The sequence below is a fragment of the Veillonella ratti genome, assembly GCF_003992115.1.
Taxonomy (GTDB): domain Bacteria; phylum Bacillota; class Negativicutes; order Veillonellales; family Veillonellaceae; genus Veillonella_A; species Veillonella_A ratti.
Genome location: NZ_RQUX01000025.1, coordinates 1 through 25,638, shown reverse-complemented (window position 1 = coordinate 25,638; position 25,638 = coordinate 1). Strand labels below are relative to the sequence as shown.

General features: G+C 42.4%; 41 protein-coding genes. 40 read left to right on the top strand and 1 reads right to left on the bottom strand.

What is annotated here, in order from left to right:
- The 40 genes from EO124_RS09415 to EO124_RS09220 form a co-directional block, all read left to right on the top strand.
- Window positions 1–244, top strand: a 244-nt coding sequence (locus tag EO124_RS09415) for an EF-Tu C-terminal domain-related protein (protein WP_498370422.1), incomplete at its 5' end; no start/stop codon positions are given.
- Between the two features lie 169 nt (window positions 245–413).
- Complete coding sequence (rpsJ, locus tag EO124_RS09410; protein ID WP_040770779.1) at window positions 414–725, top strand: 30S ribosomal protein S10; 312 nt, start codon at window positions 414–416, stop codon at window positions 723–725.
- Between the two features lie 15 nt (window positions 726–740).
- Window positions 741–1,382, top strand: coding sequence for a 50S ribosomal protein L3 (gene rplC, locus EO124_RS09405; RefSeq protein WP_006555653.1), 642 nt, complete (start codon window positions 741–743; stop codon window positions 1,380–1,382).
- Between the two features lie 23 nt (window positions 1,383–1,405).
- On the top strand, window positions 1,406–2,029 hold the full coding sequence (rplD, locus tag EO124_RS09400; RefSeq protein WP_021842136.1) for a 50S ribosomal protein L4: 624 nt from the start codon (window positions 1,406–1,408) through the stop codon (window positions 2,027–2,029).
- Entirely contained in the window at window positions 2,029–2,313 is a 285-nt protein-coding gene (rplW, locus tag EO124_RS09395) for a 50S ribosomal protein L23 (RefSeq protein ID WP_006555655.1), read from the top strand. Before rplD ends, rplW begins: the two co-directional genes overlap by 1 nt.
- A 25-nt stretch (window positions 2,314–2,338) precedes the next feature.
- Entirely contained in the window at window positions 2,339–3,169 is an 831-nt protein-coding gene (gene rplB, locus EO124_RS09390; protein WP_021842137.1) for a 50S ribosomal protein L2, read from the top strand.
- Between the two features lie 23 nt (window positions 3,170–3,192).
- Window positions 3,193–3,474, top strand: coding sequence for a 30S ribosomal protein S19 (rpsS, locus tag EO124_RS09385; protein WP_021842138.1), 282 nt, complete (start codon window positions 3,193–3,195; stop codon window positions 3,472–3,474).
- 18 nt (window positions 3,475–3,492) lie between these two features.
- Complete coding sequence (gene rplV / locus EO124_RS09380) at window positions 3,493–3,828, top strand: 50S ribosomal protein L22 (RefSeq protein ID WP_006555658.1); 336 nt, start codon at window positions 3,493–3,495, stop codon at window positions 3,826–3,828.
- Window positions 3,829–3,845: 17 nt separating this feature from the next.
- Window positions 3,846–4,514 carry a 30S ribosomal protein S3 gene (gene rpsC, locus EO124_RS09375; RefSeq protein WP_006555659.1) on the top strand — a complete coding sequence of 223 codons (669 nt, stop codon included), beginning with the start codon at window positions 3,846–3,848 and terminating at the stop codon, window positions 4,512–4,514.
- The gene (rplP, locus tag EO124_RS09370) at window positions 4,514–4,951 is read left to right on the top strand and encodes a 50S ribosomal protein L16 (protein ID WP_006555660.1); all 438 of its coding nucleotides are present in this window, start codon (window positions 4,514–4,516) and stop codon (window positions 4,949–4,951) included. Before rpsC ends, rplP begins: the two co-directional genes overlap by 1 nt.
- Complete coding sequence (gene rpmC / locus EO124_RS09365; protein ID WP_006555661.1) at window positions 4,941–5,141, top strand: 50S ribosomal protein L29; 201 nt, start codon at window positions 4,941–4,943, stop codon at window positions 5,139–5,141. Before rplP ends, rpmC begins: the two co-directional genes overlap by 11 nt.
- A gap of 39 nt (window positions 5,142–5,180) precedes the next feature.
- Window positions 5,181–5,441 (top strand): 30S ribosomal protein S17, encoded by a 261-nt coding sequence (gene rpsQ, locus EO124_RS09360; protein ID WP_277600414.1) that lies wholly within the window; start codon window positions 5,181–5,183, stop codon window positions 5,439–5,441.
- Window positions 5,442–5,465: 24 nt separating this feature from the next.
- Window positions 5,466–5,834 (top strand): 50S ribosomal protein L14, encoded by a 369-nt coding sequence (gene rplN / locus EO124_RS09355; RefSeq protein ID WP_006555663.1) that lies wholly within the window; start codon window positions 5,466–5,468, stop codon window positions 5,832–5,834.
- Between the two features lie 17 nt (window positions 5,835–5,851).
- A complete protein-coding gene (gene rplX / locus EO124_RS09350; RefSeq protein ID WP_021842140.1) occupies window positions 5,852–6,178 on the top strand; it encodes a 50S ribosomal protein L24 in 327 nt (108 codons plus the stop codon).
- Window positions 6,179–6,203: 25 nt separating this feature from the next.
- Window positions 6,204–6,743, top strand: coding sequence for a 50S ribosomal protein L5 (gene rplE / locus EO124_RS09345; protein WP_006555665.1), 540 nt, complete (start codon window positions 6,204–6,206; stop codon window positions 6,741–6,743).
- 17 nt (window positions 6,744–6,760) lie between these two features.
- Window positions 6,761–7,030, top strand: coding sequence for a 30S ribosomal protein S14 (gene rpsN / locus EO124_RS09340; RefSeq protein WP_006555666.1), 270 nt, complete (start codon window positions 6,761–6,763; stop codon window positions 7,028–7,030).
- A gap of 28 nt (window positions 7,031–7,058) precedes the next feature.
- The gene (gene rpsH / locus EO124_RS09335; protein WP_006555667.1) at window positions 7,059–7,457 is read left to right on the top strand and encodes a 30S ribosomal protein S8; all 399 of its coding nucleotides are present in this window, start codon (window positions 7,059–7,061) and stop codon (window positions 7,455–7,457) included.
- A gap of 23 nt (window positions 7,458–7,480) precedes the next feature.
- Entirely contained in the window at window positions 7,481–8,026 is a 546-nt protein-coding gene (gene rplF / locus EO124_RS09330) for a 50S ribosomal protein L6 (RefSeq protein ID WP_127059298.1), read from the top strand.
- 22 nt (window positions 8,027–8,048) lie between these two features.
- The gene (gene rplR / locus EO124_RS09325) at window positions 8,049–8,420 is read left to right on the top strand and encodes a 50S ribosomal protein L18 (protein ID WP_438873617.1); all 372 of its coding nucleotides are present in this window, start codon (window positions 8,049–8,051) and stop codon (window positions 8,418–8,420) included.
- An 18-nt stretch (window positions 8,421–8,438) separates the two neighbouring features.
- Window positions 8,439–8,939 carry a 30S ribosomal protein S5 gene (rpsE, locus tag EO124_RS09320; protein WP_021842143.1) on the top strand — a complete coding sequence of 167 codons (501 nt, stop codon included), beginning with the start codon at window positions 8,439–8,441 and terminating at the stop codon, window positions 8,937–8,939.
- An 18-nt stretch (window positions 8,940–8,957) separates the two neighbouring features.
- A complete protein-coding gene (rpmD, locus tag EO124_RS09315) occupies window positions 8,958–9,137 on the top strand; it encodes a 50S ribosomal protein L30 (RefSeq protein ID WP_006555671.1) in 180 nt (59 codons plus the stop codon).
- A 22-nt stretch (window positions 9,138–9,159) separates the two neighbouring features.
- A complete protein-coding gene (rplO, locus tag EO124_RS09310; protein ID WP_006555672.1) occupies window positions 9,160–9,600 on the top strand; it encodes a 50S ribosomal protein L15 in 441 nt (146 codons plus the stop codon).
- 1 nt (window position 9,601) lies between these two features.
- Window positions 9,602–10,864 carry a preprotein translocase subunit SecY gene (gene secY, locus EO124_RS09305; RefSeq protein WP_021842144.1) on the top strand — a complete coding sequence of 421 codons (1,263 nt, stop codon included), beginning with the start codon at window positions 9,602–9,604 and terminating at the stop codon, window positions 10,862–10,864.
- 13 nt (window positions 10,865–10,877) lie between these two features.
- Window positions 10,878–11,441: an adenylate kinase gene (locus EO124_RS09300; RefSeq protein WP_021842145.1), complete on the top strand. Its 564-nt coding sequence runs from the start codon at window positions 10,878–10,880 to the stop codon at window positions 11,439–11,441.
- Between the two features lie 3 nt (window positions 11,442–11,444).
- A complete protein-coding gene (gene map / locus EO124_RS09295; protein ID WP_127059297.1) occupies window positions 11,445–12,215 on the top strand; it encodes a type I methionyl aminopeptidase in 771 nt (256 codons plus the stop codon).
- A gap of 21 nt (window positions 12,216–12,236) precedes the next feature.
- On the top strand, window positions 12,237–12,455 hold the full coding sequence (infA, locus tag EO124_RS09290; RefSeq protein ID WP_005377071.1) for a translation initiation factor IF-1: 219 nt from the start codon (window positions 12,237–12,239) through the stop codon (window positions 12,453–12,455).
- A gap of 29 nt (window positions 12,456–12,484) precedes the next feature.
- Complete coding sequence (rpmJ, locus tag EO124_RS09285) at window positions 12,485–12,598, top strand: 50S ribosomal protein L36 (protein WP_006555676.1); 114 nt, start codon at window positions 12,485–12,487, stop codon at window positions 12,596–12,598.
- 22 nt (window positions 12,599–12,620) lie between these two features.
- A complete protein-coding gene (gene rpsM / locus EO124_RS09280; RefSeq protein ID WP_021842147.1) occupies window positions 12,621–12,989 on the top strand; it encodes a 30S ribosomal protein S13 in 369 nt (122 codons plus the stop codon).
- 17 nt (window positions 12,990–13,006) lie between these two features.
- Entirely contained in the window at window positions 13,007–13,396 is a 390-nt protein-coding gene (gene rpsK, locus EO124_RS09275) for a 30S ribosomal protein S11 (protein WP_006555678.1), read from the top strand.
- Window positions 13,397–13,478: 82 nt separating this feature from the next.
- Window positions 13,479–14,483 (top strand): DNA-directed RNA polymerase subunit alpha, encoded by a 1,005-nt coding sequence (locus tag EO124_RS09270; protein WP_127059296.1) that lies wholly within the window; start codon window positions 13,479–13,481, stop codon window positions 14,481–14,483.
- 12 nt (window positions 14,484–14,495) lie between these two features.
- On the top strand, window positions 14,496–14,831 hold the full coding sequence (gene rplQ / locus EO124_RS09265) for a 50S ribosomal protein L17 (protein WP_006555680.1): 336 nt from the start codon (window positions 14,496–14,498) through the stop codon (window positions 14,829–14,831).
- Window positions 14,832–15,126: 295 nt separating this feature from the next.
- Window positions 15,127–15,969: an energy-coupling factor transporter ATPase gene (locus EO124_RS09260; RefSeq protein ID WP_127059295.1), complete on the top strand. Its 843-nt coding sequence runs from the start codon at window positions 15,127–15,129 to the stop codon at window positions 15,967–15,969.
- Entirely contained in the window at window positions 15,960–16,829 is an 870-nt protein-coding gene (locus EO124_RS09255; protein WP_021842150.1) for an energy-coupling factor transporter ATPase, read from the top strand. Before EO124_RS09260 ends, EO124_RS09255 begins: the two co-directional genes overlap by 10 nt.
- The gene (locus EO124_RS09250; RefSeq protein ID WP_021842151.1) at window positions 16,819–17,625 is read left to right on the top strand and encodes an energy-coupling factor transporter transmembrane component T family protein; all 807 of its coding nucleotides are present in this window, start codon (window positions 16,819–16,821) and stop codon (window positions 17,623–17,625) included. Before EO124_RS09255 ends, EO124_RS09250 begins: the two co-directional genes overlap by 11 nt.
- Before the next feature lie 12 nt (window positions 17,626–17,637).
- Window positions 17,638–18,426 carry a tRNA pseudouridine(38-40) synthase TruA gene (truA, locus tag EO124_RS09245; RefSeq protein WP_127059294.1) on the top strand — a complete coding sequence of 263 codons (789 nt, stop codon included), beginning with the start codon at window positions 17,638–17,640 and terminating at the stop codon, window positions 18,424–18,426.
- Between the two features lie 664 nt (window positions 18,427–19,090).
- Window positions 19,091–20,842 carry a 2-oxoacid:acceptor oxidoreductase subunit alpha gene (locus EO124_RS09240; RefSeq protein ID WP_127059293.1) on the top strand — a complete coding sequence of 584 codons (1,752 nt, stop codon included), beginning with the start codon at window positions 19,091–19,093 and terminating at the stop codon, window positions 20,840–20,842.
- A gap of 1 nt (window position 20,843) precedes the next feature.
- On the top strand, window positions 20,844–21,722 hold the full coding sequence (locus EO124_RS09235; protein ID WP_127059292.1) for a 2-oxoacid:ferredoxin oxidoreductase subunit beta: 879 nt from the start codon (window positions 20,844–20,846) through the stop codon (window positions 21,720–21,722).
- A 163-nt stretch (window positions 21,723–21,885) separates the two neighbouring features.
- Entirely contained in the window at window positions 21,886–22,464 is a 579-nt protein-coding gene (locus EO124_RS09230) for a QueT transporter family protein (RefSeq protein WP_127059291.1), read from the top strand.
- 117 nt (window positions 22,465–22,581) lie between these two features.
- Window positions 22,582–23,082, top strand: coding sequence for a preQ(1) synthase (gene queF / locus EO124_RS09225; RefSeq protein ID WP_127059290.1), 501 nt, complete (start codon window positions 22,582–22,584; stop codon window positions 23,080–23,082).
- A 173-nt stretch (window positions 23,083–23,255) separates the two neighbouring features.
- On the top strand, window positions 23,256–24,359 hold the full coding sequence (locus tag EO124_RS09220; protein WP_206512566.1) for a DUF362 domain-containing protein: 1,104 nt from the start codon (window positions 23,256–23,258) through the stop codon (window positions 24,357–24,359).
- Between the two features lie 60 nt (window positions 24,360–24,419).
- Here EO124_RS09220 and rpsD read toward each other — a convergent pair whose 3' ends face one another.
- Complete coding sequence (rpsD, locus tag EO124_RS09215; protein ID WP_127059288.1) at window positions 24,420–25,007, bottom strand: 30S ribosomal protein S4; 588 nt, start codon at window positions 25,005–25,007, stop codon at window positions 24,420–24,422.
- Between the last annotated feature and the right edge of the window lie 631 nt (window positions 25,008–25,638).

Sequence of the window (25,638 nt, the reverse complement as noted above, 5' to 3'; positions counted from 1 at the left end):
AGAAGGTGGCCGTCATACTCCATTCTTCTCCAACTACCGTCCACAGTTCTACTTCCGTACAACTGACGTAACCGGCGTTATCAACTTGCCAGAAGGTACTGAAATGTGTATGCCTGGTGATAACATCACTATGACTATTGAATTGATTACACCAATCGCTATTGAAGCTGGTCTTCGTTTCGCTATCCGCGAAGGTGGCCACACAGTAGGCGCCGGTGTTGTTACTGAAATTATCGAAGGATAATTAAGTAGTAAATGTAGGTCACAAACCTATACTTTGTGCAGCGCAGAGCGGCATTTGCATGCCGCTCTTGTGTTGTGTTTTTAAACTATGATATAGAAGGTTGCCTCTGCGGAGGAGAATTTCTATGGAGCAGTTCATTCATGAAATGAGCGACAGGAGGAAGTTATTCATGGCTAAACAGCAAAAAATTCGTATTCGTTTAAAATCATACGATCACAAAGCTCTTGATCAGAGCGCGGCAAAAATTGTTGACACTGCAAAACGCAACGGTGCATTAGTATCCGGTCCAATTCCATTGCCAACTGAAAAAAATATTTTTACAATTCTTCGTTCACCACATGTCAATAAAGACTCTCGTGAACAATTCGAAATGCGTACACATAAACGTTTAATCGATATTCTTGAATCAAATGCGAAAACAGTAGATGCTATCACCCGTCTTGAATTACCGGCTGGTGTGTCTATTGAAATAAAATTATAATAAGGAGGTGCGATTATGTCTAAAGCTATTTTGGGTAAAAAGTTAGGAATGACTCAGATCTTCACTGCTGAAGGTAAGTTAGTTCCTGTCACTGTAGTGGAAGCAACCCCAAGCGTAGTAGTGCGCGTTAAAACTGTTGAATCCGACGGTTACGATGCAGTACAGCTCGGCTATGGCTCCATTAAAGAAAAACATTTAACTAAACCTGTAAAAGGCCAGTTCGACAAAGCCGGCGTAGCACCGGTTAAATATCTTCGCGAACTTCGCCTTGCTGAAGCAACTGATTACACAGTGGGCCAAACTCTGGCAGCTGATATCTTCGCAGAAGGTGAGTTGGTTGATGTTGTAGGTACAGGTAAAGGTAAAGGATTTGCGGGCACTATTAAGCGCCACAACTTCCATCGTGGTCCTGTAACTCACGGTTCCAAATCTCATCGTGAACCTGGTTCCATCGGTCCTATGATCTCCGGTGGCGGCGGTAAGGTATACAAAGGCAAGAAACTCCCTGGACAAATGGGTGGCGGCAGAGTTACCGTACAGCGCTTATCTGTAGTAAAAGTTGATGCAGACCGTAACTTACTTTTAGTTAAAGGTGGCATTCCGGGCGCTAAAGGCAGCCTAGTAATGGTTCGCAACACGGTGAAACCTGTTAAATAACATTGTCGAAAGGAGGATCTCTAATGCCAACAGTAACAAAATACAATATGTCCGGCGCTAAAGTCGGTGAAATACAGTTAAATGATGCAGTATTTGCAGTTGAAGTTAACGAAGCTGTTATGCATCAAGCCGTAGTTCGTCAGTTATCTAACGAACGTCTTGGCACTCACGCAACTAAAACGAGAGGTCTTGTTCGTGGCGGTGGTCGTAAACCTTGGAAACAAAAAGGTACCGGCCGTGCTCGTGTAGGCTCCACTCGTAGCCCATTGTGGGTTGGTGGTGGTACCGTATTTGGTCCACAACCTCGTAGCTATTACAAGGCAATGCCTCGTAAAGCTAGACGTCTTGCAGTTAAATCTGCTCTTAGCGATAAAGTAAACAACAACGAATTAATCGTATTGGACGAATTAACCTTAGCAGCTCCAAAAACGAAAGAAGTATTAAACATCCTTAACAACTTCAACGTAGGTGACGCTAAAGTATTATTTATCACCGAAGGTGATATTAATGTAGAACGTTCCGCTCGTAACATTCAAGGCGTTAAAGCTTTGGCTTGTGAAGGCGTGAACATTTTCGATCTTCTCCACTACGATAAGCTCTTCATCACTGAAGGTGCCGTAGCAAAGATTGAGGAGGTGCTCGCATAATGGAATTACGCGATGTTCTTATTCGTCCGATTATTACAGAAAAAACAACTCTGCTTATGGAAGAAGGTAAATACACGTTCCGTGTGCCTTTGACTGCAAACAAAGTGCAGATTCGTCAAGCTGTAGAAAAAATCTTCAACGTACAGGTAGAAAAAGTAGCTACCATTCGAGTTCTTGGTAAAGTAAAACGCATGGGCCGTACACAGGGTAAACGTAGCGATTACAAAAAAGCTATCGTAACTTTGAAGGCTGGCGAATCCATTGAATTCTTTGAAGGTGTTTAAGATAGTCTAGTAAGGAGGCCCCATAATGGCAATTAAATCATTCAAACCGTACTCCGCTGGTCGTCGGTTTATGACAGTATCTGCCTTCACTGAAATCACTGCAAGCAAACCTGAAAAGTCTTTGCTCGCTAAGGTTTCTCAGACAGGCGGTCGTAATAACACCGGTAAAATGACTGTACGTCACCAAGGTGGCGGTCACAAGCGTCAGTACCGTATTATTGACTTCAAACGTGTTAAAGATAATATCCCGGCTAAAGTAGCATCCATCGAATACGATCCTAACCGTAGTGCTCGTATCGCGTTGCTTAACTATGCCGATGGTGAAAAACGCTACATTCTTGCTCCACATGGCTTGAAAGTAGGCGACACTGTATATAGTGGTCCTGAATCCGATATTAAACCTGGTAACTGCTTACCATTACTCAACATTCCTTTGGGTACTCAAGTACACAACATCGAAATGAAAATCGGTAAAGGTGGCCAGATCGTTCGTTCCGCAGGTACTTCTGCTCAGCTTATGGCTAAAGAAGGTTCCTATGCATTACTTCGTTTACCATCCGGTGAACTTCGTCGTGTTCATATCAACTGCCGTGCAACCGTAGGTGTTGTTGGTAACATTGATCATGAAAACATTACAATCGGTAAAGCCGGTCGCCATCGTTGGATGGGCGTTCGTCCTGGCAACCGTGGTGTTGTAATGAACCCTTGTGACCATCCGCATGGTGGTGGTGAAGGTAAGTCTCCTGTAGGTCGTAAACATCCTGTTACACCTTGGGGTAAACCGGCACATGGTGTTAAAACTCGCGACAAGAAAAAAGCTTCTAGCAGCTTGATTGTTAAACGTCGTACAAAATAGGATAGCAGGAAGGAGATAAGACAGTGTCCAGATCTATAAAAAAAGGCCCTTTCGTTGCAGCTTCGCTTGCAAAGAAAATTGATGCCTTAAATGAAACTAATGATAAGAAAGTTGTAAAAACCTGGTCTCGTGCCTCTACTATTATCCCTAACTTTGTAGGCCATACAATTGCTGTGCATGATGGTCGCAAACATGTACCTGTATTCGTTACAGAGGATATGGTAGGTCATAAATTAGGCGAATTCGCTCCAACTCGTACTTTCAAAGGTCACGTTAAGAGTGAAAAAACAACCGGTAAGAAATAATATAGGAGGAATTAGATAATGGAAGCAAAAGCAATCGCTAGACACGTGCGCATCGCGCCTCGTAAAATCCGTATTGTTGCTGACCTCGTGCGCGGCAAGAATATCGGCGAAGCATTTGCCATCTTGAAGTTCACTCCGAAAGTTGGCGCCGATGTAGTAGAAAAAGTAATGCGTTCCGCAATCGCAAATGCAGAACACAATTTTGATATGAATGTTGACAATCTTTATGTATCCGAAATCTTCGTTGATCAGGGTCCAACAATGAAACGCATTCATCCTCGTTCCCGTGGACAGGCTTTCAAAATTTTGAAACGCTCCAGCCACGTAACAGTAGTAGTTTCTGAAAGAGCTTAATAGAAGGAGGGAATATAGTGGGTCAGAAAGTTAATCCCCATGGTTTGCGTGTTGGTATCGTAAAAGATTGGGACGCAAAATGGTATGCTGATAAAGATTACGCTGCAAATCTTCACGAAGACGTTTTAATTCGTAACTTCTTGAAGAAAACCCTTTTCATTGCCGGTATTTCCCGCATTGAAATTGAGCGTATTAATAAACGTATTAAATTAACTATCCACACTGCAAAACCAGGTATGGTTATCGGTCGTGGTGGTGCAGGTATCGAAGATATCCGCAAAGCGTTAAAACGCTTCACTGATAAACAAATCGATGTAAACATCGCTGAAATTAAGCAAGCTGATATGGACTCCGTATTAGTTGCTGAAAACATTGCCAGCCAGTTGGAACGCCGTATCGGTTTCCGCCGTGCAATGAAACAAGCCGTAGGTCGCACAATGCGTCTTGGTGCAAAAGGTATTAAAATCATGGTTAGCGGTCGTTTAGGCGGCGCTGAAATCGCTCGTAGCGAATCCTACCGTGAAGGCAGTATCCCATTGCACACACTTCGTGCCAATATCGACTACGGTACTGCTGAAGCTCATACAACTTACGGTTGTATCGGCATCAAAGTATGGATCTACAAAGGTGAAGTATTGCCGGAGGCAAAACAAGCACCTGCTAAGAAGGAAGAAGGTGACAACTAATGCTTATTCCAAAGCGCGTAAAGCATCGTAAACAATTCCGCGGTCGTATGAAAGGTCGCGCAATGCGTGGTAACACAGTTGCTCACGGTGAATTCGGTTTAGTAGCATTAGAGCCATCTTGGATCACAAACCGTCAGATCGAAGCTGCTCGTATTGCTATGACTCGTTATATTAAACGTGGTGGTAAAGTTTGGATCAAAATTTTCCCAGACAAACCAATCACTGCTAAACCGGCTGGTACTCGTATGGGTTCCGGTAAAGGTTCGCCTGAATACTGGGTTGCTGTAGTAAAACCAGGTCGCGTAATGTTCGAAATGGACGGCGTATCTGAAGAAGTAGCTCGTGAAGCTATGCGATTGGCAGGTCATAAACTTCCAATCAAAACTAAGTTCGTTGTTAAGGGTAAAGAATTGGGTGGTGACGTAAATGAAGGTTAATGACATCCGTAACATGAGCGCTGCCGAAATGGAACAAAAAGTTTCCGGCCTTAAAGAAGAGTTGTTTAACCTCCGTTTTCAGCTCGCAACTGGTCAATTAGAAAATCCAATGCGTATTCGTGAAGTTAAGAAAACTATTGCGCGTATTAAAACAATTCAGCGTGAAGCTGCTCTTAAAGGAAACGCATAATAACAAATTTGTTTTGGTTTGAAAAGGAGGCTAATGGTCGTGGCAGAAGAAAGAAATGTACGAAAAGTACGTGTAGGCAAAGTTGTAAGTAACAAAATGGACAAAACCATCGTTGTGTCCGTTGAACGTAAAGTGCCTCACGCTTTATATAACAAGCCAATGGTAACAAGCAAACGCTTTAAAGCTCATGATGAAAACAATGAGTGCCAAATTGGCGATACAGTTAAAATTGTAGAAACTCGTCCACTTTCCAAAGATAAACATTGGAGATTGGTTGAAATTATTGAAAAAGTAAAATAATACGTGATGTAAGGAGGAAATACGATGATCCAGCAACAAACAATTTTGAATGTTGCCGATAACACTGGCGCAAAACGTATTATGTGTATTCAAGTTTTGGGCGGTTCTTATCGCAAATTCGGCAATATCGGTGACGTAATCGTTGCTTCTGTGAAAGATGCATCACCCGGTGGCGTTGTCAAGAAAGGCGACGTAGTTAAAGCCGTTATTGTTCGTTCTAAAAAAGGTATCCGTCGTCAGGACGGTTCTTATATTCGTTTCGACGAAAATGCAGCAGTAGTAATTAAAGATGACAAGAGCCCACGTGGCACTCGTATTTTTGGACCGGTAGCTCGTGAGCTTCGTGAAAAAGACTTCATGAAAATCATCTCCCTTGCTCCGGAAGTATTATAAGAAGGAGGAACGCGACGATGTCCCAAACTAAACTTCTAGTAAAAAAAGGCGATACTGTTGTTGTTATCTCCGGTCGAGATAAAGGCAAACAAGGTGAAGTTATCGCAACTGAACCTAAGAAATCGCGCGTTTTCGTGAAAGGTGTTAACTTAGTAAAACGCCACACGAAACCAAGCCAGGCTAACCCTCAGGGCGGCATCATCACTAAGGAAGCTCCTATCCATGTTTCCAACGTAATGGTAATCGATCCTGAAACTAAACAGCCTACTCGTATCAAAAAAGTAGAACAAAATGGTAAATTCGTACGTGCGACTGTGAAAAGCGGTGCCGTACTCGATAAATAATAAGGGAAAGGAGGGCTTTTAACTAATGTCTCGTTTAAACGAAAAATATACTAGTGAAATTCGTCAGGCTTTACAGGAAAAATTCCAGTACAAAAACGTAATGGAAATTCCTAAATTGGAAAAAGTCGTTATCAATATTGGTGTTGGTGATGCAGTTGGTAATGCTAAAGCATTGGAAGCTGCCGTTAACGACCTCACTATTATCGCCGGTCAGAAACCGGTAATCACCAAAGCTAAGAAATCCATCGCTAACTTTAAAGTTCGTGAAGGCATGGCCTTAGGTACTAAGGTAACTCTTCGCGGCGAACGCATGTATGAGTTCTTAGACAAGTTGATCAACGTAGCTTTGCCACGTGTACGTGACTTCCGAGGCGTGAGTGCAACGGCTTTTGATGGCCGCGGTAACTATGCATTGGGTCTTAAAGAACAGCTCATCTTCCCTGAAATTGAATATGATCAGGTAGAACGTGTAACAGGTATGGATATCATCGTAGTTACAAGCGCTAAAACTGATGAAGAAGCGCGTGAGTTGTTGACTCTTTGTGGCATGCCTTTTGAAAAATAATTAGGAGGAACTTATAGATGGCTAAAAAATCTATGATTGAACGCGAAAAGAAACGTGCGAAAATCGTTGCTAAATATGCTGCTAAGCGCGAAGCTTTAAAAGCAGCCGGCGACTATGAAGCATTGGCACAATTGCCTGCAAATGCTTCTCCAACTCGTTTACATAATCGTTGCAACTTGACCGGTCGCCCTCATGGCTACATGCGTAAATTCGGTATTAGCCGTATTGCGTTCCGTGAACTTGCATACAAAGGACAGATTCCTGGCGTTAAAAAAGCCAGTTGGTAATTGGATTACGGGAGGAGGTTTTTAGAATATGGTAATGACCGATCCGATTGCGGATATGCTTACGCGCATCCGTAATGCAAATGCTGCTCTTCATGAATCCGTAGAGATTCCTGTATCTCGCATGAAGGCTGCCGTTCTTGAAATCCTTAAAGAAGAAGGGTTTGTAAAGAGCGTTGAAACCGTTGAAAACGGCAAACACACAGTTTTAAAAGTAACGTTAAAATATGGTTCCAATAACGAAAAAGTAATTACTGGAATTAAACGTATTTCCAAACCGGGATTACGTGTTTATGCGAAGAAGGAAGAACTCCCTCGCGTACTTGGTGGTTTAGGTATTGCAGTTATCTCCACATCTAAAGGCGTTATGAGCGACAAACAAGCTCGTAAAGAAGGTCTTGGTGGCGAAGTACTCGCATACGTATGGTAATCAGGCAATAGGAGGTAGAAATAATGTCACGTATCGGTAGAATACCTATCGAGATCCCTGAAGGCGTTACAGTTAACTACGAAAACCACGTAATGACTGTTAAAGGCCCTAAAGGTGAATTATCTCGTGAATTGCATCCGGATATGATTATTACTGTGGAAGGTAACACAATCACAGTAGCTCGTCCGAGCGAAGATAAAGCACACCGTTCTTTACATGGCCTCACTCGAGCTCTTGTTGCTAACTTGGTAACAGGCGTTCATGATGGCTTTGCTAAAACATTGGAAATCAACGGTGTTGGTTACAGAGCGGCCAAACAAGGTAACAAATTAGTACTTACCCTTGGTTTCTCTCATCCAGTAGAGATGGAAGCTCCTGCTGGTATTACCATTGATGTGCCGGCTCCTAACAAAATCATTGTTAGTGGTGCTGACAAAGAAGTGGTTGGTGCTGTAGCTGCTAATATTCGTAAATGGAGAGAACCAGAACCTTACAAAGGTAAAGGTATCCGTTATGAAGGCGAAGTTGTTCGTCGTAAAGCTGGTAAAGCTGGCGCTAAAGGCAAATAATATCAGTAGAATTTAGAAAGGAGTGAACATCTTGGCTCGTAAATCCACAAGAAATATTGCTCGAGCAAAACGTCATCTTCGTATTCGTCGTCACATTTCCGGTACGGCGCAATGCCCACGTTTGAACGTATTCCGTAGCCTTAGCAACATTTATGCACAGGTTATTGATGACGTAGCTGGTACTACTTTGGTAGCAGCAAGCTCATTAGATAAAGAATTAAACTTGAACTATGGTGGCAACACTGCTGCAGCTAAAGCTGTTGGTGAATTAGTTGCTAAACGTGCTATCGCAAAAGGCATCGAAACAGTAGTATTCGATCGCGGTGGTTACATCTATCATGGTCGTGTAGCGGCCCTTGCAGAAGGCGCTCGTGAAGCTGGCTTGAAATTCTAAGAAGGAGGAACTTTAGACATGGCGAGAATTGACTACACCAGTCTTGATCTTAAAGAAAGAGTAGTATTCATCAACCGCGTAGCCAAAGTAGTAAAAGGCGGTCGTCGTTTTTCCTTCAGCGCTTTAGTAGTTGTCGGTGATGGCAACGGTTACGTAGGCGTTGGCTTAGGTAAAGCGGCAGAAGTGCCTGAAGCAATTCGTAAAGGCATTGATGATGCTAAGAAAAATCTTATTCACGTTGTTATTAAAAACGGTACAATTCCTCACACTGTAACCGGTCGTTTCGGTGCAGGCAGTGTTTTCTTGAAACCGGCTGCAGAAGGTACCGGGGTTATCGCAGGTGGCCCTGTGCGTGCCGTATTGGAATTAGTAGGTGTTCGTAATATCCTTACGAAATCCCTTGGTTCTTCCAATCCTAACAACATGGTTCGCGCAACAATTGAAGGCTTGGCACAGTTAAAACGTGTTGAAGAAGTGGCAGCACTTCGCGGCAAAACTGTAGCTGAGATTTACGGCTAATAAGGGGGATTGACTGTAATGGCACAGGTAAAAATTACATTGACCAGAAGCTTAATCGGTCGCCCTGAAGATCAGCGCGCAACTGTAAAAGCTCTTGGCTTAAAGAAAACTAACTCTCAGGTAGTTAAAGAAGTTACACCTCAAATTCAGGGTATGCTTCACAAAGTTAGACATTTAGTTACTGTAGAAGAAGTATAATATAGATAAGGAGGTGCACTGAATGAAACTTCATGAATTAGCTCCAGCAGCAGGTTCTAAAAAGACACGCACTCGTCGTGGTCGTGGTCTTGGTTCCGGTCTTGGTAAAACCGCTGGCCGTGGTCAGAAAGGTCAAAACTCCCGTAGTGGTGGTGGCGTACGTTCCGGCTTCGAAGGTGGCCAGATGCCTCTTTATCGCCGTTTACCAAAACGTGGTTTCAAAAATGTGTTCGCTAAAGAATATGCGGAAGTTAACATTTCCCAACTTAACCGCTTCGAAGATGGTGCTACGGTTGATCCGGTAGCTCTTATCGAAATGGGCATTTTGAAAAACGTACGTGATGGTATTCGCATCCTTGGTAATGGCACGTTAGAAAAGAAATTAACAGTTATTGCTAATGGTTTTACTAAAACTGCCGAAGAAAAGATTGTAGCAGCAGGCGGAAAAGTAGAGGTGATCTAGGGTGCTAGAAGGCCTCTCGAACATCTTTAAAATAACAGAGCTACGCAATAAAGTAGCGTATACATTACTTATGTTTATCGTGTTTAGGGCAGGCGTTCATATCCCGGTCCCTGGCGTAGATGCCTCTGTTATTGAAAGCTTATTTACATCCGGCGGCTTATTTGGTCTCTTAGACTTATTCGCCGGTGGTGCGTTAAGTAAGTTCTCCATCTTTGCCATGAGTATTACCCCATACATCAATGCGTCGATTATTATGCAGCTCTTAACAGCGGTAGTACCGACCTTTGAACAGTGGAGTAAAGACGGCGAAGACGGACGTAAGAAAATTGCCAAAGTAACACGCTATGGCACCGTAATTCTTGGTTTTGTCCAAGCTTTCGGTATGTCTTATGCGTTACGTGCTAATAGTGCACTTATTGACAACAGTTTCTTATCAGTTATTGTAACTGCCATCATCCTTACAGCAGGGACTTGTCTCCTCATGTGGATTGGTGAACAGATTACAGCATACGGCATTGGTAACGGTATTTCTCTTATCATCTTTGCCGGTATCGTAGCGCGTTTCCCATCCGGATTCAGCACTATCTACGAATATTTACAAGTAGGAACAATTAATATTTTCCAAGCAATATTATTTGCGATTATCGCTGTTGCAATGATCGTATTTGTAATTGCGGTAACACAAGGTCAACGTCGTATTCCGATTCAATACGCCAAACGCGTTGTTGGTCGTAAAATGTACGGTGGCCACTCAACCTTCCTTCCTCTTAAGGTCAACCAGGCAGGTGTTATTCCAATTATCTTTGCGTCATCCGTTTTGATGTTCCCTGTGACGTTAGCTCAGTTTGTGCAGGTTGACTGGGTGAGAACACTGGCTAATTATTTCACATGGGGAACCCCATTGCAGACAGTATTATACGCTGTATTGATTTTTATTTTTACGTACTTCTATACAGCTATCTCAATTAACATTACGGATATGGCAGATAATATGAAAAAATACGGTGGATTTATCCCTGGCATTCGTCCGGGTAAACCTACTGCTGATTATGTAGATCGCGTAATGACTCGCATTACCTTCGCGGGCGCCTTATTCTTGGCTCTCGTTGCTATTTTACCTAACTTTATCGGTGGTATTACAGGCATCGAAGGTGTGTATTTTGGTGGTACAGCGTTACTTATCGTTGTCGGTGTTGCTTTAGATACAATGCAACAAGTTGAGTCTTTAGTTTTAACCCGTCACTATAAGGGCTTTGTTAAATAGGAGGAAAATAGCTATGTATATTTTGTTAATGGGACCTCCCGGTGCCGGTAAAGGTACTCAGGCTACTCGTTTAATCGATAAATATGGTATTCCTCAGATTTCAACCGGTGATATGTTCCGTGCAGCGGTAAAGGAATGTACCCCTCTTGGTCTTGAGGCTAAGAAATACATGGATGCGGGCCAACTCGTACCGGATAGTGTTACGGTTGGTATCGTACGTGAACGTCTTGCTAAAGATGATTGCAAAAACGGCTTCATCCTTGACGGCTTCCCACGTACGACCGCCCAAGCAGTATCATTAGATGCTATATTAAAAGAAATGGGAATTGTTCTTGATGCTGTAGTTAATCTCAACGTTCCTAACGATGAGTTAGTACGTCGCATCAGTGAACGAGCACGTCTTGAAAATCGTGACGATGATAAACCGGAAACAGTACAGAAACGTCTTGCTGTATACGACGAATCTACTAAGCCTTTAATTGATTACTATCGTAACAGTGGTTTATATGTAGAAATCAACGGATTACAGGATGTGGATGCAGTATTTACAGATATCATTAAAGCGTTGGAGAAATAATCGATGATTATTTTGAAATCGCAACATGAAATTGAGTATATCCGTCAGGCATGTAAACTCACTGCTGATACGTTAACAGAGCTTATCGCATTAGCTAAACCGGGTGTAACAACACTTGAGTTGGATCAATTTGCCGAAGAATATATTCGCAGCCACGGTGGTGAACCAAGCTGCAAAGGTTACTATGGGTATCCTGCAACAATTTGCGCTTCTATCAACGATGAAGTGGTTCATGGTATTCCCAATGCTCATCGCAAGCTGAAGCACGGCGATATTATTAGTATCGACCTCGTGTCTTCAGTTAATGGGTATCATGGTGATTCCTGCGTAACCATTCCTATTGGGAAGGTCAAACCTCAAGTTATGAAACTTCTCAAGGTGACAGAAGAAAGCTTGTTCAAAGGTATTGAACAAGCAGTTGTCGGGAACAGAGTGGGGGACATTTCCCACGCTGTTCAGACGTATTGTGAAAAATTTGGATTTGGTGTTGTGCGAGACTTCGTAGGGCATGGCCTCGGTCGTGAAATGCACGAAGATCCGCAGATTCCAAATTACGGTCCGGCTGGGCATGGCCCCTTATTAAAGCCGGGTATGGTGCTTTGTATAGAGCCAATGATTACTATGGGGACTTACGAAGTGCAGGTTCTGGACGATGACTGGACAGCCGTTACTCGTGACGGCAAACCGGCAGCGCACTTTGAACACACAGTGGTTGTTACTGAAAACGGCCCTGAAATTTTGACCATGCGTGATGAACCCAGGTTGATAAAATAACCAGTAGCCGGAGGAAATGATATGTCAAAAGAAGACGTTATTGAAGTGGAAGGTACGGTCGTAGAGGCATTACCTAATGCCATGTTTCAGGTAGAACTTGAAAATGGTCATGTGGTACTTGCTCATGTGTCAGGCAAAATGCGTATGAATTTTATTCGTATCCTTCCCGGTGATAAAGTTACTATGGAACTGACACCATATGACTTAAATCGTGGTCGTATTACCTACCGTTTTAAATAGTAAGCGGCAGCGACACAAAGGAGGTACTTATGAAGGTTAGACCATCAGTTAAAAAGATATGCGAAAAATGCAAAATCATTAAACGTAAAGGCCGTGTAATGGTAATTTGCGAAAACCCGAAACATAAACAAAAACAAGGATAATTGATAGGAGGTGGATGAATAGATGGCACGTATAGCCGGTGTAGATTTACCACGTGACAAACGTGTGGAAATTGGTTTAACTTATATTTATGGTATCGGACTTACTTTGTCCAAAGAAATTTTGGAAAAAACTGGTATTAATCCTGATACTCGCGTTCGTGACCTTACTGAAGATGAAGTTGCGAAAATTCGTGCGATTCTTGATGAAGATTATAAAGTTGAAGGTGACCTTCGTCGTGAAGAAGCACTCAACATTAAACGCTTAATCGAAATCAACTCCTATCGCGGCAAACGTCATCGTGCAGGCTTGCCTTTGCGCGGTCAACGCACTAAGACAAATGCTCGTACTCGTAAAGGTCCTAGAAAAGCAATTGCTGGGAAGAAGAAATAATAAAGGAGGGATAAAGCGTGGCTAAAAAGGTAGTAAGAACTAAAAGAAAAGAAAAGAAACACGTTGAATCCGGTGCGGCTCATATCCGTTCCACATTCAACAACACTATCGTAACTATTACTGACACAAACGGTAATGCACTTTCCTGGGCTTCTGCAGGCGGTCTTGGATTCCGTGGTTCCCGTAAAAGCACTCCATTCGCAGCTCAGATGGCAGCTGAACAAGCAGCTAAAGCAGCTATGGAACATGGCTTACGTCAGGTTGAAGTATTCGTTAAGGGTCCAGGCTCCGGCCGTGAAGCTGCAATCCGTGCATTGCAGGCTGCTGGTCTCGAAGTAAACAGCATTAAAGACGTTACTCCGATTCCTCACAATGGTTGCCGTCCTCCAAAACGTCGTCGTGTATAATTTATAGTTTTAAGTAATCGTTTTTTGCGATTGCTATGATATACTATAGATAGACGACGTGTTTTATAGGAGGATTGTCCTGATGAGCGAAGAAAAGAAATTAAAAATCGAGAAAGTTGAAGTACGCGACAACGGTCGTTATGGTAAATTCGTCTGTGAACCATTAGATCGCGGCTACGGGATTACGCTCGGTAACAGCTTACGTCGAATTCTGCTTTCGTCTTTAGATGGAGCAGCTATCACTTCTATTAAAATTGATGGTGTGCTTCATGAATTTTCTACAATTCCTGGTATTCGTGAGGACGTAACGGATATAATCCTAAACCTCAAGCAATTGTGTTTCCGTCTTGACAGCGAAGCACAAGTGCCAGTAGATCTCCACGTAGATATTCAGAAAGAGGGCGTTCTAACAGCCGGTGAATTGGAACGATTCTGTCCACCGGAATTAGAAATTTTAAATCCTGACCTCGTAATCGCTACGATGGATGAAGTGGCTCATCTTGTAATGGATGTTCGCATTGAACGTGGTAAAGGATATGTGCCATCTACGAAGAATAAAAAAGATGATGATGTAATCGGTCGTATTCCAATCGATTCCATCTTCTCTCCAATTCTTCGTGCGAAATATGAAGTAAGTGATGTACGTGTAGGTAATGAAATGGACTTTGATAAATTAACTCTTGAAGTTGTTACCAACGGTTCCATTACCGCTGCGGAAGCAGTAGCACGTTCGGCTAATATTATGATTGGCTATTTGAAAAACTTCACCAAGCTTGCTCATTCGGCAGAAGAATTTATCGTACCTAGTGAAGATGATAATCCGGAAGGTACGAATGTGCCGGGTGGCGTAGATGAACCGAATGATGACGGTCCATCTAAAATCCTTATCGACGATTTGGAATTGTCCGTTCGTGCATACAATTGTTTGAAACGCGCAAGCATCAATACAATTGCGGACCTCTTAGATAAGAGTATGGATGATTTAGGTAAGGTACGTAATTTAGGTAAAAAATCCATTGATGAAATTGAAGAAAAACTTCAGAAACATCCTTTGGGACCATTTTACTTGAAGAAAAAAGGCGAATAAGGAGGATGACTAATGTATAGAAAATTAGGCCGTGACAGCTCTGCTCGCAAAGCTTTATTCCGCGGTATGTTAACATCTTTCTTCCAGTATGATCGCATTGAAACGACTGAAGCTAAAGCTAAAGAATTACGTGGCTTAGCTGACCAGATGATTACCCTTGCAAAACGTGGTGATCTTCATGCTCGTCGTCAGGTGCTTGCATACCTCATGGACGAAGATGTAGTAAAAAAATTATTTGACGAAATTGCTCCAAAATATGCTGATCGTCAGGGCGGTTACACTCGTGTAATTAAGCTTGGCCTTCGTAAAGGCGATGCGGCTCCATTAGCACTTATCGAGCTTGTTTAATAATTAAGAAGTCGGTGTTGCAACGGATGTTAGCAACACCGCTTTTTTATGCTCGTTAATACTGTGCTATAATGAGATATCTATTTTTTACGATAGGATTAGTTATGGCTGATGTGGAGTGAGGCTAAATATTTCTAATTTTGAGGGAATACCTTCAAAATTGGTAATATACAAATAGAAATGATATTGACAACCTAAACAATTTAATAGGTTGACGAATCGTTGCTATTTTTATATTATCAATATAGTGATATTAGAGTTTAATCATATAAATTTACTAAGATTTGAGGATATTATGAGCACACAGGATATAATGATACAAACCGAACACATGAGTCATACCTATCAAGATGAGTCCGGCAATGTAGTATATGCCCTTGATGATGTGAGCCTCGCCATTCGCAAAGGGGAATTTGTAAGTATTATCGGAACGAACGGCAGTGGTAAAAGTACCTTAGCTAAGCATTTTAACGTTTTGTTAACACCCAGCAAGGGGACTGTTACCGTTCTGGGCATGGACACCAAGGACCCTAAACATTTGTGGGATATTCGTCAGCATGTGGGCATGGTTTTTCAGAATCCGGACAATCAGATCGTAGCCGCCGTAGTTGAAGAAGATGTGGCTTTCGGACCGGAAAACTTAGGTGTAGAACCTTCTGAGATTCGCCGTCGGGTAGATGAAGCCTTAGCGAGCGTTAACATGACGGAATATGCCCTTCATTCCCCGGGACTTTTATCGGGCGGGCAAAAACAGCGTATCGCCATTGCCGGAGTATTGGCTATGAAACCGGATTGCATCGTACTCGACGAACCAACGGCTATGCTTGATCCGGTAGGACGTAAAGAAGTATTGGAGACCGTTCATCGTTTAAATAAAGAAGAAGGCATTACGATCGTTTATATTACGCACTTCATGGAAGAAGCGGTGACTTCGGACCGTGTGGTGGTAATGAAAAATGGTAAACTCTTGCATGACGGTACACCACGTGAAATCTTTTCACAGGTACCGATGCTTAAAGAATTAGGCCTTGATGTGCCGGTGGCGGCGGAAGTGGCCGCTAAATTGCGACTCGATGGGGTAAGTCTGTCGAATGAAATTATTACTGAGGAAGAATTGGGGGACCAATTATGCCAATAATTTTAAACAACGTTTCTTATGTGTATGGGGAGCATACACCATTTCGCAAAGAAGCGCTGAAAGGAATTAATTTAACAATCAATGAAGGCGATTTTGTGGGCATTATCGGTCATACCGGCTCCGGCAAATCCACTTTGGTACAGCATCTGAACGGGTTGTTGCATCCGACGACGGGCCAGGTTACTATCGATGGTGTCGATGCGGCTCTTAAGACAGAAGAAGCCAAATTAATGCGTCATAAAGTAGGCATGGTGTTCCAATATCCGGAGCATCAATTATTTGAAGAAACGATTGCGCAAGATATTGCTTTTGGTCCTAAGAACTTAGGACTCAGCGCCGATGAAGTAGACGCACGCGTACGGGAAGCTATGGACTTTGTAGGACTTGACTACGAAACCTACGCTAACCGCTCGCCCTTCCAACTTTCCGGTGGACAAATGCGCCGTGTCGCTATTGCCGGCGTGGTAGCGCTGAATCCAAGTTACCTTATTTTGGACGAGCCGTCGGCCGGGCTCGACCCATTTGGTCGTGAAGAAATTTTCCAAAAAATCATCGACTTACATGCTAAAAAAGGGATTACTGTAGTTCTCGTATCTCACAATATGGAAGATATTTCGCGCATGGCGAATCGCCTAATCGTCATCGATAACGGTAAGATTCAGCTTGATGGTAAACCTATCGACATCTTTATGAATAAACGACAGGAATTGCAATCTGCCGGTGTGGATGTACCGCCGGTTTCCAAGTTGGTGGAATATTTGCGTGACCGCGGTTTACCGGTTTCGCAGCAGGTTATCTCCGTAGATGACGCTGTTAAGGCGATTGAAGTTGCTTTGAAGGAGGTAAACCATGCTAAGTAATATTACTATCGGACAATATTTTCCGGGCGACTCCTTTTTGCATCGCATGGATCCGCGCGCCAAGATTGTGGCGACGATGATTTTTATTATAGCTATTTTCTTGGCGGAAACTACTTTGGCATATACGCTGGTAGGTTTGTTTACGCTATTTACGGTGGCGTTATCGCGCTTACCGATGCGTCTCGTTTGGAACTCCGTTAAACCGCTGTGGATTATCATCGTATTTACCATGGGGGTTCATGTTTTCACGACACCGGGCACGATGATTTGGCAGTACGGCTTCTTACACATCAGTGAAGAAGGCTTGCGCATGGGTAGCTATATGGCGGCCCGCTTGGTATTTTTGATTATCTTCTCGTCATTACTTACGTATACAACATCACCAATTCGTTTGACTGACGGGATTGAGCATCTCTTGAATCCGTTCCGCCGTTTCGGTGTACCGGCTCATGAACTCGCTATGATGATGACCATTGCCCTACGTTTTATTCCGACTTTGTTGGAAGAAACGGATCGCATTATGAAGGCTCAAGCTTCGCGTGGTGCCGACTTTACGACCGGTAGTTTGGTAAAACGAGCTAAAAACATGGTGCCTTTATTGGTACCGCTTTTTATCAGTGCCTTCCGTCGCGCCGATGAATTGGCAGTAGCTATGGAAGCACGTTGTTATCGCGGTGGTGAAAACCGTACGCGCATGAAAGAATTAACCATTACAAGTTATGATTACATCGGCATTGCCGGCGTACTGGTGATTACCGTAGTACTATTAGTTTTACGCTTTGTGCCGATTGGCTAAGGAGGGTTGTCATTGGCGACAGAACAACGCAATATTCGTTTAATCGTTGCTTATGACGGCACGGAATTAAACGGTTACCAAAGCCAAGTTAACGGCATTACGGTGCAGGACTGCTTGGAAGCGGCGCTCACTAAAGTGTGCAATGAGCCCATCTCTATTTATGGAGCCTCGCGCACTGATGCAGGCGTGCATGCTAAGTTTCAGGTAGTGACCTTTTTCACGACCGGGCGTATTCCCGTGGACAACCTGACACGTGCTTTAATTGCGCACTTACCGCCGTTTATTGTAATTCGCCGGGCGGAAGAGATTCCATTAGATTGGCGTCCCCGTTGGAAAATAGTGGGGAAGGAATATATCTACACCATTCACAATGATGTCATTGAAGATCCCCTGGGCATGCGCTTTCACTGGCATGTAAAAAAGCCGCTAAATCGCGAGGCTATGGTGGCAGCGGCTAAAGAGCTGGAAGGAACGCATGACTTTACCACTTTACAGGGCGCCAATTCAACGCCGGCTAATCCGGTAAAAACTATGTTTGCCGTGTCTTTGAAGTTTAACGGGCCGGCCGTGTATATTCACGTTATCGGGGATGGCTTTTTATATCATATGGTGCGAAATATAGCGGGGCTTTTGGTGGATGTAGGGCTCGGGCGAATCGAGGCGGCTAAGATACCGGAACTGTTAGCCGCTCGCAATCGGCGTCTTATTGGTAAAACGGCACCGCCACAAGGACTCTGTTTGGAGGAGATCTTCTTTGACGAAGAACGGCGCCAAGCGGTTATTGACAGCTTGCACGCATAATGGCAAAAGTTTGACCGTATAATACCTTATTTTTTAGAATTATGTTCAAAACGGGTAGCTATTAAATCGTTGTAAAGCGTTAAAGACGAACTATTTTGTAGGGATATATCATTTGCTCATAGCTTACTGAATGCAGTCAAGATTTGAGCTTAGAATTTGACTATGAATTTAACTATATTCCTTTATAGCGTATTTCAAGTCATTTCTAATTCGAAAATACAATTTAGCAGTTTACTTATATACATAAGTAAAAAATTAATAAAATGCAAAAGTTTAGTTGTAAAATTTTTACTATTTTGCTTGTCTTTGTTGGCCAATTTAATGCTTAACTTTATGAAAAATCATTATGGTAAGGCTATTTCTAATGAAAAAGTCTTACCATTGATTACGTTAAAGCGGCTGTTTAATAGTAAACTTCGTTGAATAAATATTCCGTATCGATGAGTTAATATGTATTGTGCGATTAATTCTTCACTTTTTATACACTATAGAATGTTACGATAGTATAGCGAATTTAGCGGATTGCATCCAAGGCATAGGCATAATTTATCTTTAGCTGATGATGATTGATGATTTTGTATAAAAATGTTAAAATGTAAAGTAGTTGAAAGATTTAACAGATCCACTATACCAAGTAATGTTAATCCTAAGGAGGGTGAATCTTTTGCAAAAACGTAAAGATTTTATCTGGAAAATGGGTGGCCAGCAGGGCGAAGGTATCGAAAGCTGCGGCGAAATTATGGCCACAATCTTAGCTAAAGAGGGTTACTCTTTGTACAGCCAACGTTTATTTGCTTCCCGTATTAAAGGTGGGCATACAACGTTTGCATTGCGCATTGCTCTTGAGCAAATCATGACAGTAGGCGAATCCATCGACTTCTTAGTTGCTTTGGATCAGGAAACTGTTGACATGCACGGCAAAGAAGTTCGTGAAGGCGGTTATATTATTTGCGACAGCAAAGTTAACCCAGACTTCTCCAAATATGAAGGTGAGCCAATCACTTGCTTAGCCGTTCCTATTACCGAAACCGCCATGAAGCAAGGTTCCTTGTTAATGCGTAACATTGTTGCTTTAGGTATGTCGGTTGCTCTATTAGGATTTGACAAAGCTCCGTTCAGAACAGCTATCGCAGCTCGTTTTGCTAAAAAAGCAGAAGATGTAATCGACAAAAACTTAAACGCTTTTGAAGACGGTTACAAACTTATCGTAGAAAAACGCGGCGAAGGCGACGTAGATACGTTACCTGTTCCGGAACCAAAAGATCAAATGTTCTTATTGGGTAATGAAGCCTTGGCTTTAGGTGCTATTGCGGCAGGTTCCCGTTTCATGGCATCCTATCCGATTACGCCAGCGTCTGAAGTTATGGAATACATGATTAAGAAAATGGACCATATCGGCGCTACCGTTGTTCAGACAGAAGATGAAATTGCTGCTTGTATGACTGCTATGGGCGGTGTATATGCAGGCGTTCGCGGTTTCACTTGTACTTCCGGCCCGGGCCTCAGCCTCATGGCTGAATCCTTATCCATGGCTTCCATGGCGGAACTTCCTATGCTCGTTATCGACGTACAACGTTCCGGCCCATCCACCGGTATGGCTACTAAAGTAGAAACTTCCGATATCAACGCTGCTTGCCATAATGCTCATGGCGACTATGCGAATATTGTTATTTCCCCAACCAGCATTGAAGAATGCTTCTACGAAATTCAAAAAGCCTTCAACTTGGCTGAAATGTATCAATGTCCGGTAATCTTTATGCCTGACTTACAACAGGGTCTTAACAAACAGTCCGTTCCTTCCTTCGATTTGAATCGTGTACCTATCGAACGCGGTAAATTGATGAAAGAAGAAGACTTACCTGCATTGGAACGTCCTCATTACTTCAAACGTTTTGAATTGACTGAAGACGGTATTTCCCCTCGTACTATTCCTGGTATGAAGAACGGTATGTTCTTGTCCACCGGTCTTGAACATAATGAAGAAGGTAAACCTGCTGAAGCTCCGACTATGCACGTTAGCCAGACTGACAAACGCTTGCGTAAATTGAGCACAGTTGCCGAAGTATATGAACCATTCCTTAACAATGCAAAACATGATGAATGTGATGTATTGGTAATCGGTATTGCTTCCAGCCGTGGCGCTATTGAAGAAGCAGCAGTTGAACTTGAAGCTGAAGGTGTTAAAGTTAACCACTTACAACTTCGCTTAATTAAACCGTTCCCTAAAGAACAGTTAATGCCATTCTATGAAAAAGCTAAAAAAGTTGTTATTTGCGAACAAAACGCAACGGCTCAATTAGCTGATATTTTCCGTATTAATATGCCTAATAAATGTAAGCTCCATAGTTGCTTAAAATATGATGGTAATCCATTCACAGCAACCTATGTGAAGAAAGCAATTAAGGAGGTTTTATAATATGGCACAAGTGACCGATTACAGAAATGATATTCGCCCTAACTGGTGTCCCGGCTGTGGGCACTATGGGGTACAGGCTGCCATTACCGATGCGGTAGCTCAGCTTGATATTAGTCCGGATAATTTAGCCGTTATCTCCGGTATCGGCTGCTCCAGCCGTATTGGTGGTTACTTCTATGCATACGGTGCTCATACGACTCATGGTCGTGCGTTACCTTATGCTCAAGGGGTAAAATTAGCTAATGAAGATTTAAATGTTGTTGTTTGCGGCGGTGACGGTGATGCCTTCGCTATCGGCATGGGCCATACGATTCATGCATTCAAACGTAATGTAAATATTACTTACGTTGTTATGGATAACCATGTTTACGGTTTGACTAAAGGTCAGACATCCCCTCGTTCCGATATTGGCTTTGTAACTAAAACGTCCCCACATGGTTCGTTTGAATCTCCATTGCCAATTTGTGAAACAGCAATTGCCTCCGGTGCTACTTTCGTAGCGCAAGGCTACATGATTAATCGTGCGGAACTCGTTGAATTGATTAAACAAGGCATGCAGCATGAAGGGTTCTCTTTCATCAACGTATTTAGTCCTTGCGTAACCTACAACAAACGTAACGGTTATGATTACTTCAAAGAAAACTTAACGTCCTTAACGACGATTGAAGGCTATGATCCTACCGATCGTGCCGCTGCCCTTAAAACATTGGGCGAACATGAAGGCTTGTTGACCGGTCTTATCTACCAAGATACGACGAAACCATCCTTCGAAAAAGCAATGGCTGCCGCTAACGGTGGTCCTCATGTACGTGCTTTGGTTCATGACGTAGTAAAACCTGATGCTGCCATGTTCCGCGGCTTGTGCAATGAATTCAAATAAGATGTACGACAACAGTAATTTTAACAAGTGATGTGACGTCTTACCGGGTGCCATAGCGCTTGTATCGGTAACAGGCGATACCAAGGTGTCGCCTGTTACTCTGTTTACTGTTAGACAGTTCGTAACCATCCTGTCTTTAAATAAAACTAAGGAGATTATAAAAATGAATACTTTAAGTACAACAAAAAAGCTGACTATTTCAGGGCTTTGTTTAGCCATGTATATTGTGATTATGATGATGACGCAAGGATTTGCTTTCGGGCAGTATCAAGTGCGTATTGCTACTGCTTTATACGGTTTAGCCGCCTTATTCCCGTTTTCCGTACTGGCCTTCGGTATCGGTAATTTGGTGAGTAACTTACTCATGGGCGGTTTAGGGCCGATTGATGCCATCGGTGGCTGCTTGGTAGGTTTTATGACGGCCGGCGGTATTGCGTATGGTAAAAAACGCGGTCTCGGTAATTGGATCGTCATTCCTTTTATTACATTGGTTCCCAGTTTGGTAGTGCCACTTTGGTTGGCACCGATTTTGAATTTACCGTATTTATTACTCGTAACTTCACTATTAGTGGGGCAGGGCATCTCTGCAGTAGTGAGCTTTTTTATTGTTAACGGTTTAGAACGCTATGCCGGTACCATGCTCGGTGTGGTACAATCTAAGAAAGAGACTGTTAAAACAGCTGAAGCGGCTGCAGGCGATGAAGAAGCTATACTTGATGTGAATGAAGCGAGCCGTTTATAACACGAATAATTATGGTGCATGTAAACTACACACACATGAAATTGCACTCTAAATAATTACCAATTCTATACTATGTAATTAGTTTTATTATTAAAACTGTGTAAGGAGGTGCCGTTAATGGCAAGCGGAAGAACCAGTGAAGAGCTGCAAGGCGTACACGGCCTTGGCAGTCAACAAACGAAATATCCTATGGACTATGCACCGGAAGTGCTTGAATCATTCGTCAATAAACATCCGGGCAATGACTATTTTGTTAAATTTAATTGTCCTGAATTTACAAGTCTTTGTCCGATGACGGGGCAGCCTGATTTTGCGACCATATACATTTCCTATGTGCCGGATGAACGTCTGGTAGAAAGTAAATCGCTTAAACTGTATTTGTTCAGTTTCCGTAATCATGGTGATTTCCATGAAGACTGTGTAAACATTATCATGAAGGATTTAATTAAGCTCATGGAGCCAAAATATATCGAAGTATGGGGCAAATTTACGCCACGTGGCGGTCTTGCTATCGATCCGTATGCGAACTACGGCAAACCGGGCACTGAATGGGAAAACGTAGCCAAAGAACGTCTTCACTTCCATGATATGCAGCCGGAACGGGTGGCCTATCGCTAACATTAAAACAGCCATGAGTCTTAACGATAGTTAAGACTCATGGCTGTTTTAACATAAAAAATATTTAGTTGATACCTATCTGATAATAAATAGAGTATAATAAAGATATAGGTTAGGTCGTAGGGTAACGACCGCAAATTCGTTTAGGTAAACAGGTAAGGAGTGACATAGGTATGTCAGAGGTATATTTTACATCGTTGCGCACACGCGTAGGAGAAAGTCTTTTGGACAAATTGGAACGGTTGGTGCGCCGTGCGGGCATGGACAAAATTGATTTTAACAATAAATATGTAGCTATTAAAATGCATTTTGGCGAACCGGGCAACTTAGCTTACATTAAACCGCCCTATGTAGCACGTATCGTGAAGATTATTAAGGAATTAGGTGGTAAACCGTTCCTGACAGACTGTAATACTTTGTATGTAGGTGGTCGTAAAAATGCTATCGATCACATCGAATCGGCCTACCAGAATGGTTTTAATCCGTACAATACGGGCGCTCATGTAATCATCGCCGATGGCTTAAAAGGCTTAGATGAAGAATTGGTGCCGGTTCCGGATGGGAAGTATGTCAAAGAAGCTAAAATTGGTAAAGCTTTGATGGACGCAGACATCATCATTTCCATGACTCACTTCAAAGGTCATGAATCAGCCGGTTTTGGTGGCGTTATTAAAAACCTTGGCATGGGTGGTGGGTCCCGTGCGGGGAAAATGGAACAGCACAGTGCTGGTAAACCTTTCGTACAGCAGGAAATCTGTGTAGGTTGCCATAAATGTGAACAGTATTGTGCCCATGATGCGGTACATGTAACGAACGGCAAATCCTTCATTACGGAGGAAAAATGCGTTGGTTGCGGCCGTTGTGTCGGCGTATGTCCGGTTGATGCTATTTCACCTAAATGGGATGAAGCCAATACCGTATTGAGTGAAAAAATGGCAGAATACACAGCCGCTATCGTTCGCAATCGTCCGCGTTTCCATATCAGCTTTGTTATGGACGTATCGCCATATTGTGACTGTCATGGTGAAAATGATATGCCAATCGTACCGGATGTAGGGATTATGGCATCTTATGACCTCGTAGCGCTTGATCAGGCTTGTGTCGATAAAGTGAATGCGCAACCACCAATGCCGGGCAGTATGCTTGATGAAGCGGAAGAAAAGAGCTGGGATCATTTCCATACTATTTCGCCGAATACCGACTGGGAAGCAGCCCTTAAACGTGCTGAACAAATGGGCCTCGGTTCCAGAAGCTATGAAATTGTGGAAGTAAAATAAAAATTAAAAAAGAGCAACAGCCTCGGCTGTTGCTCTTTTGAGTTCTGCGTAAAGTACTTATTATTTGGAGTACAATTCGACGATGAGCGTTTCGTTAACTTCGATAGGAAGTTCGGAACGTTCAGGAAGACGATTGAAAGTACCTTTGAAGGCTTCCAAGTCTTTAGTAATGTAAGGAAGTTCGAAAGAACGAAGTTCCTGGAAGTTTGTTTTGAACATTTCGTTGTCACGGGATGCTTCGCGAAGTTCGATTACATCACCAGGTTTGCACTGGTAGGAAGGAATGTCTACGCGACGGCCGTTAACAAGAATGTGGCCATGGTTAACCATCTGACGTGCTTGACGGATGGAGTTACCGAAGCCAATGCGATATACGAGGTTGTCAAGACGGGATTCCAACAATACTAACATGTTTTCACCGGTAACACCCTGCATTTTTTTCGCTTTATCATAATAGCGTACGAACTGGCGTTCTAGCAAGTTGTAATAAGCTTTAACTTTCTGTTTTTCTAATAATTGTAAACCGTATTCAGACATTTTTTTCTGACGTTGGTCTTTCTTTACGCGCTTTAAAGCTTTGGAGTGACCGAAAACGTTCACACCGAAGCGACGACATAACTTAAAGCGTGCTTCTCTTCTCGTTGCCATGTGTTTATCACCTCATAGTAAAAATAAAAAAATAATATCTGTATCCTAATAAGATACCCAATAATGATAGCATATACGAGGCTAACTGTCAATTTATATTGCCTAAATATCTGCAGTTTATTGCAAGGTTATCATAAGGTTGTCATACGGTCATCATAAGGTTATTATAAGGTTATTGGTAGGTTCGTGACAATTTATTGTCCTTTTGAAAACTCTTGCTAACTTGAAGTAAATATATCGACTATTTTCAATTAGGTGCGCTTTTTATTCCTTTTAGTCTAAGAATTTTACTTTGCTTTAGGTTATGAATTAATAAATATTCAAAAAGTATTCATGATAAGGATGAATGTGTTTTTCAAGTGAATAGTATTATAAATCAATACAAAATTCTGAGATTTTTTATAAAATTGCGTGAAAAACGAAAGTTTTAAAATTGCATTCTCACAAATTTCATTCAATATTTTTATAAAGAAAACTACTTTCAATATTCGTTGTATCTTATAAACATGAAAAAATCATGAGAAGTGATGCGTAGATTATTATCAAGTAACTTATAGGGGATATAGCACAAAATATCCATACTTGTTTGATTGGGTATAGTTATTTTTCGTTGATTAAGAGGATTTATAAA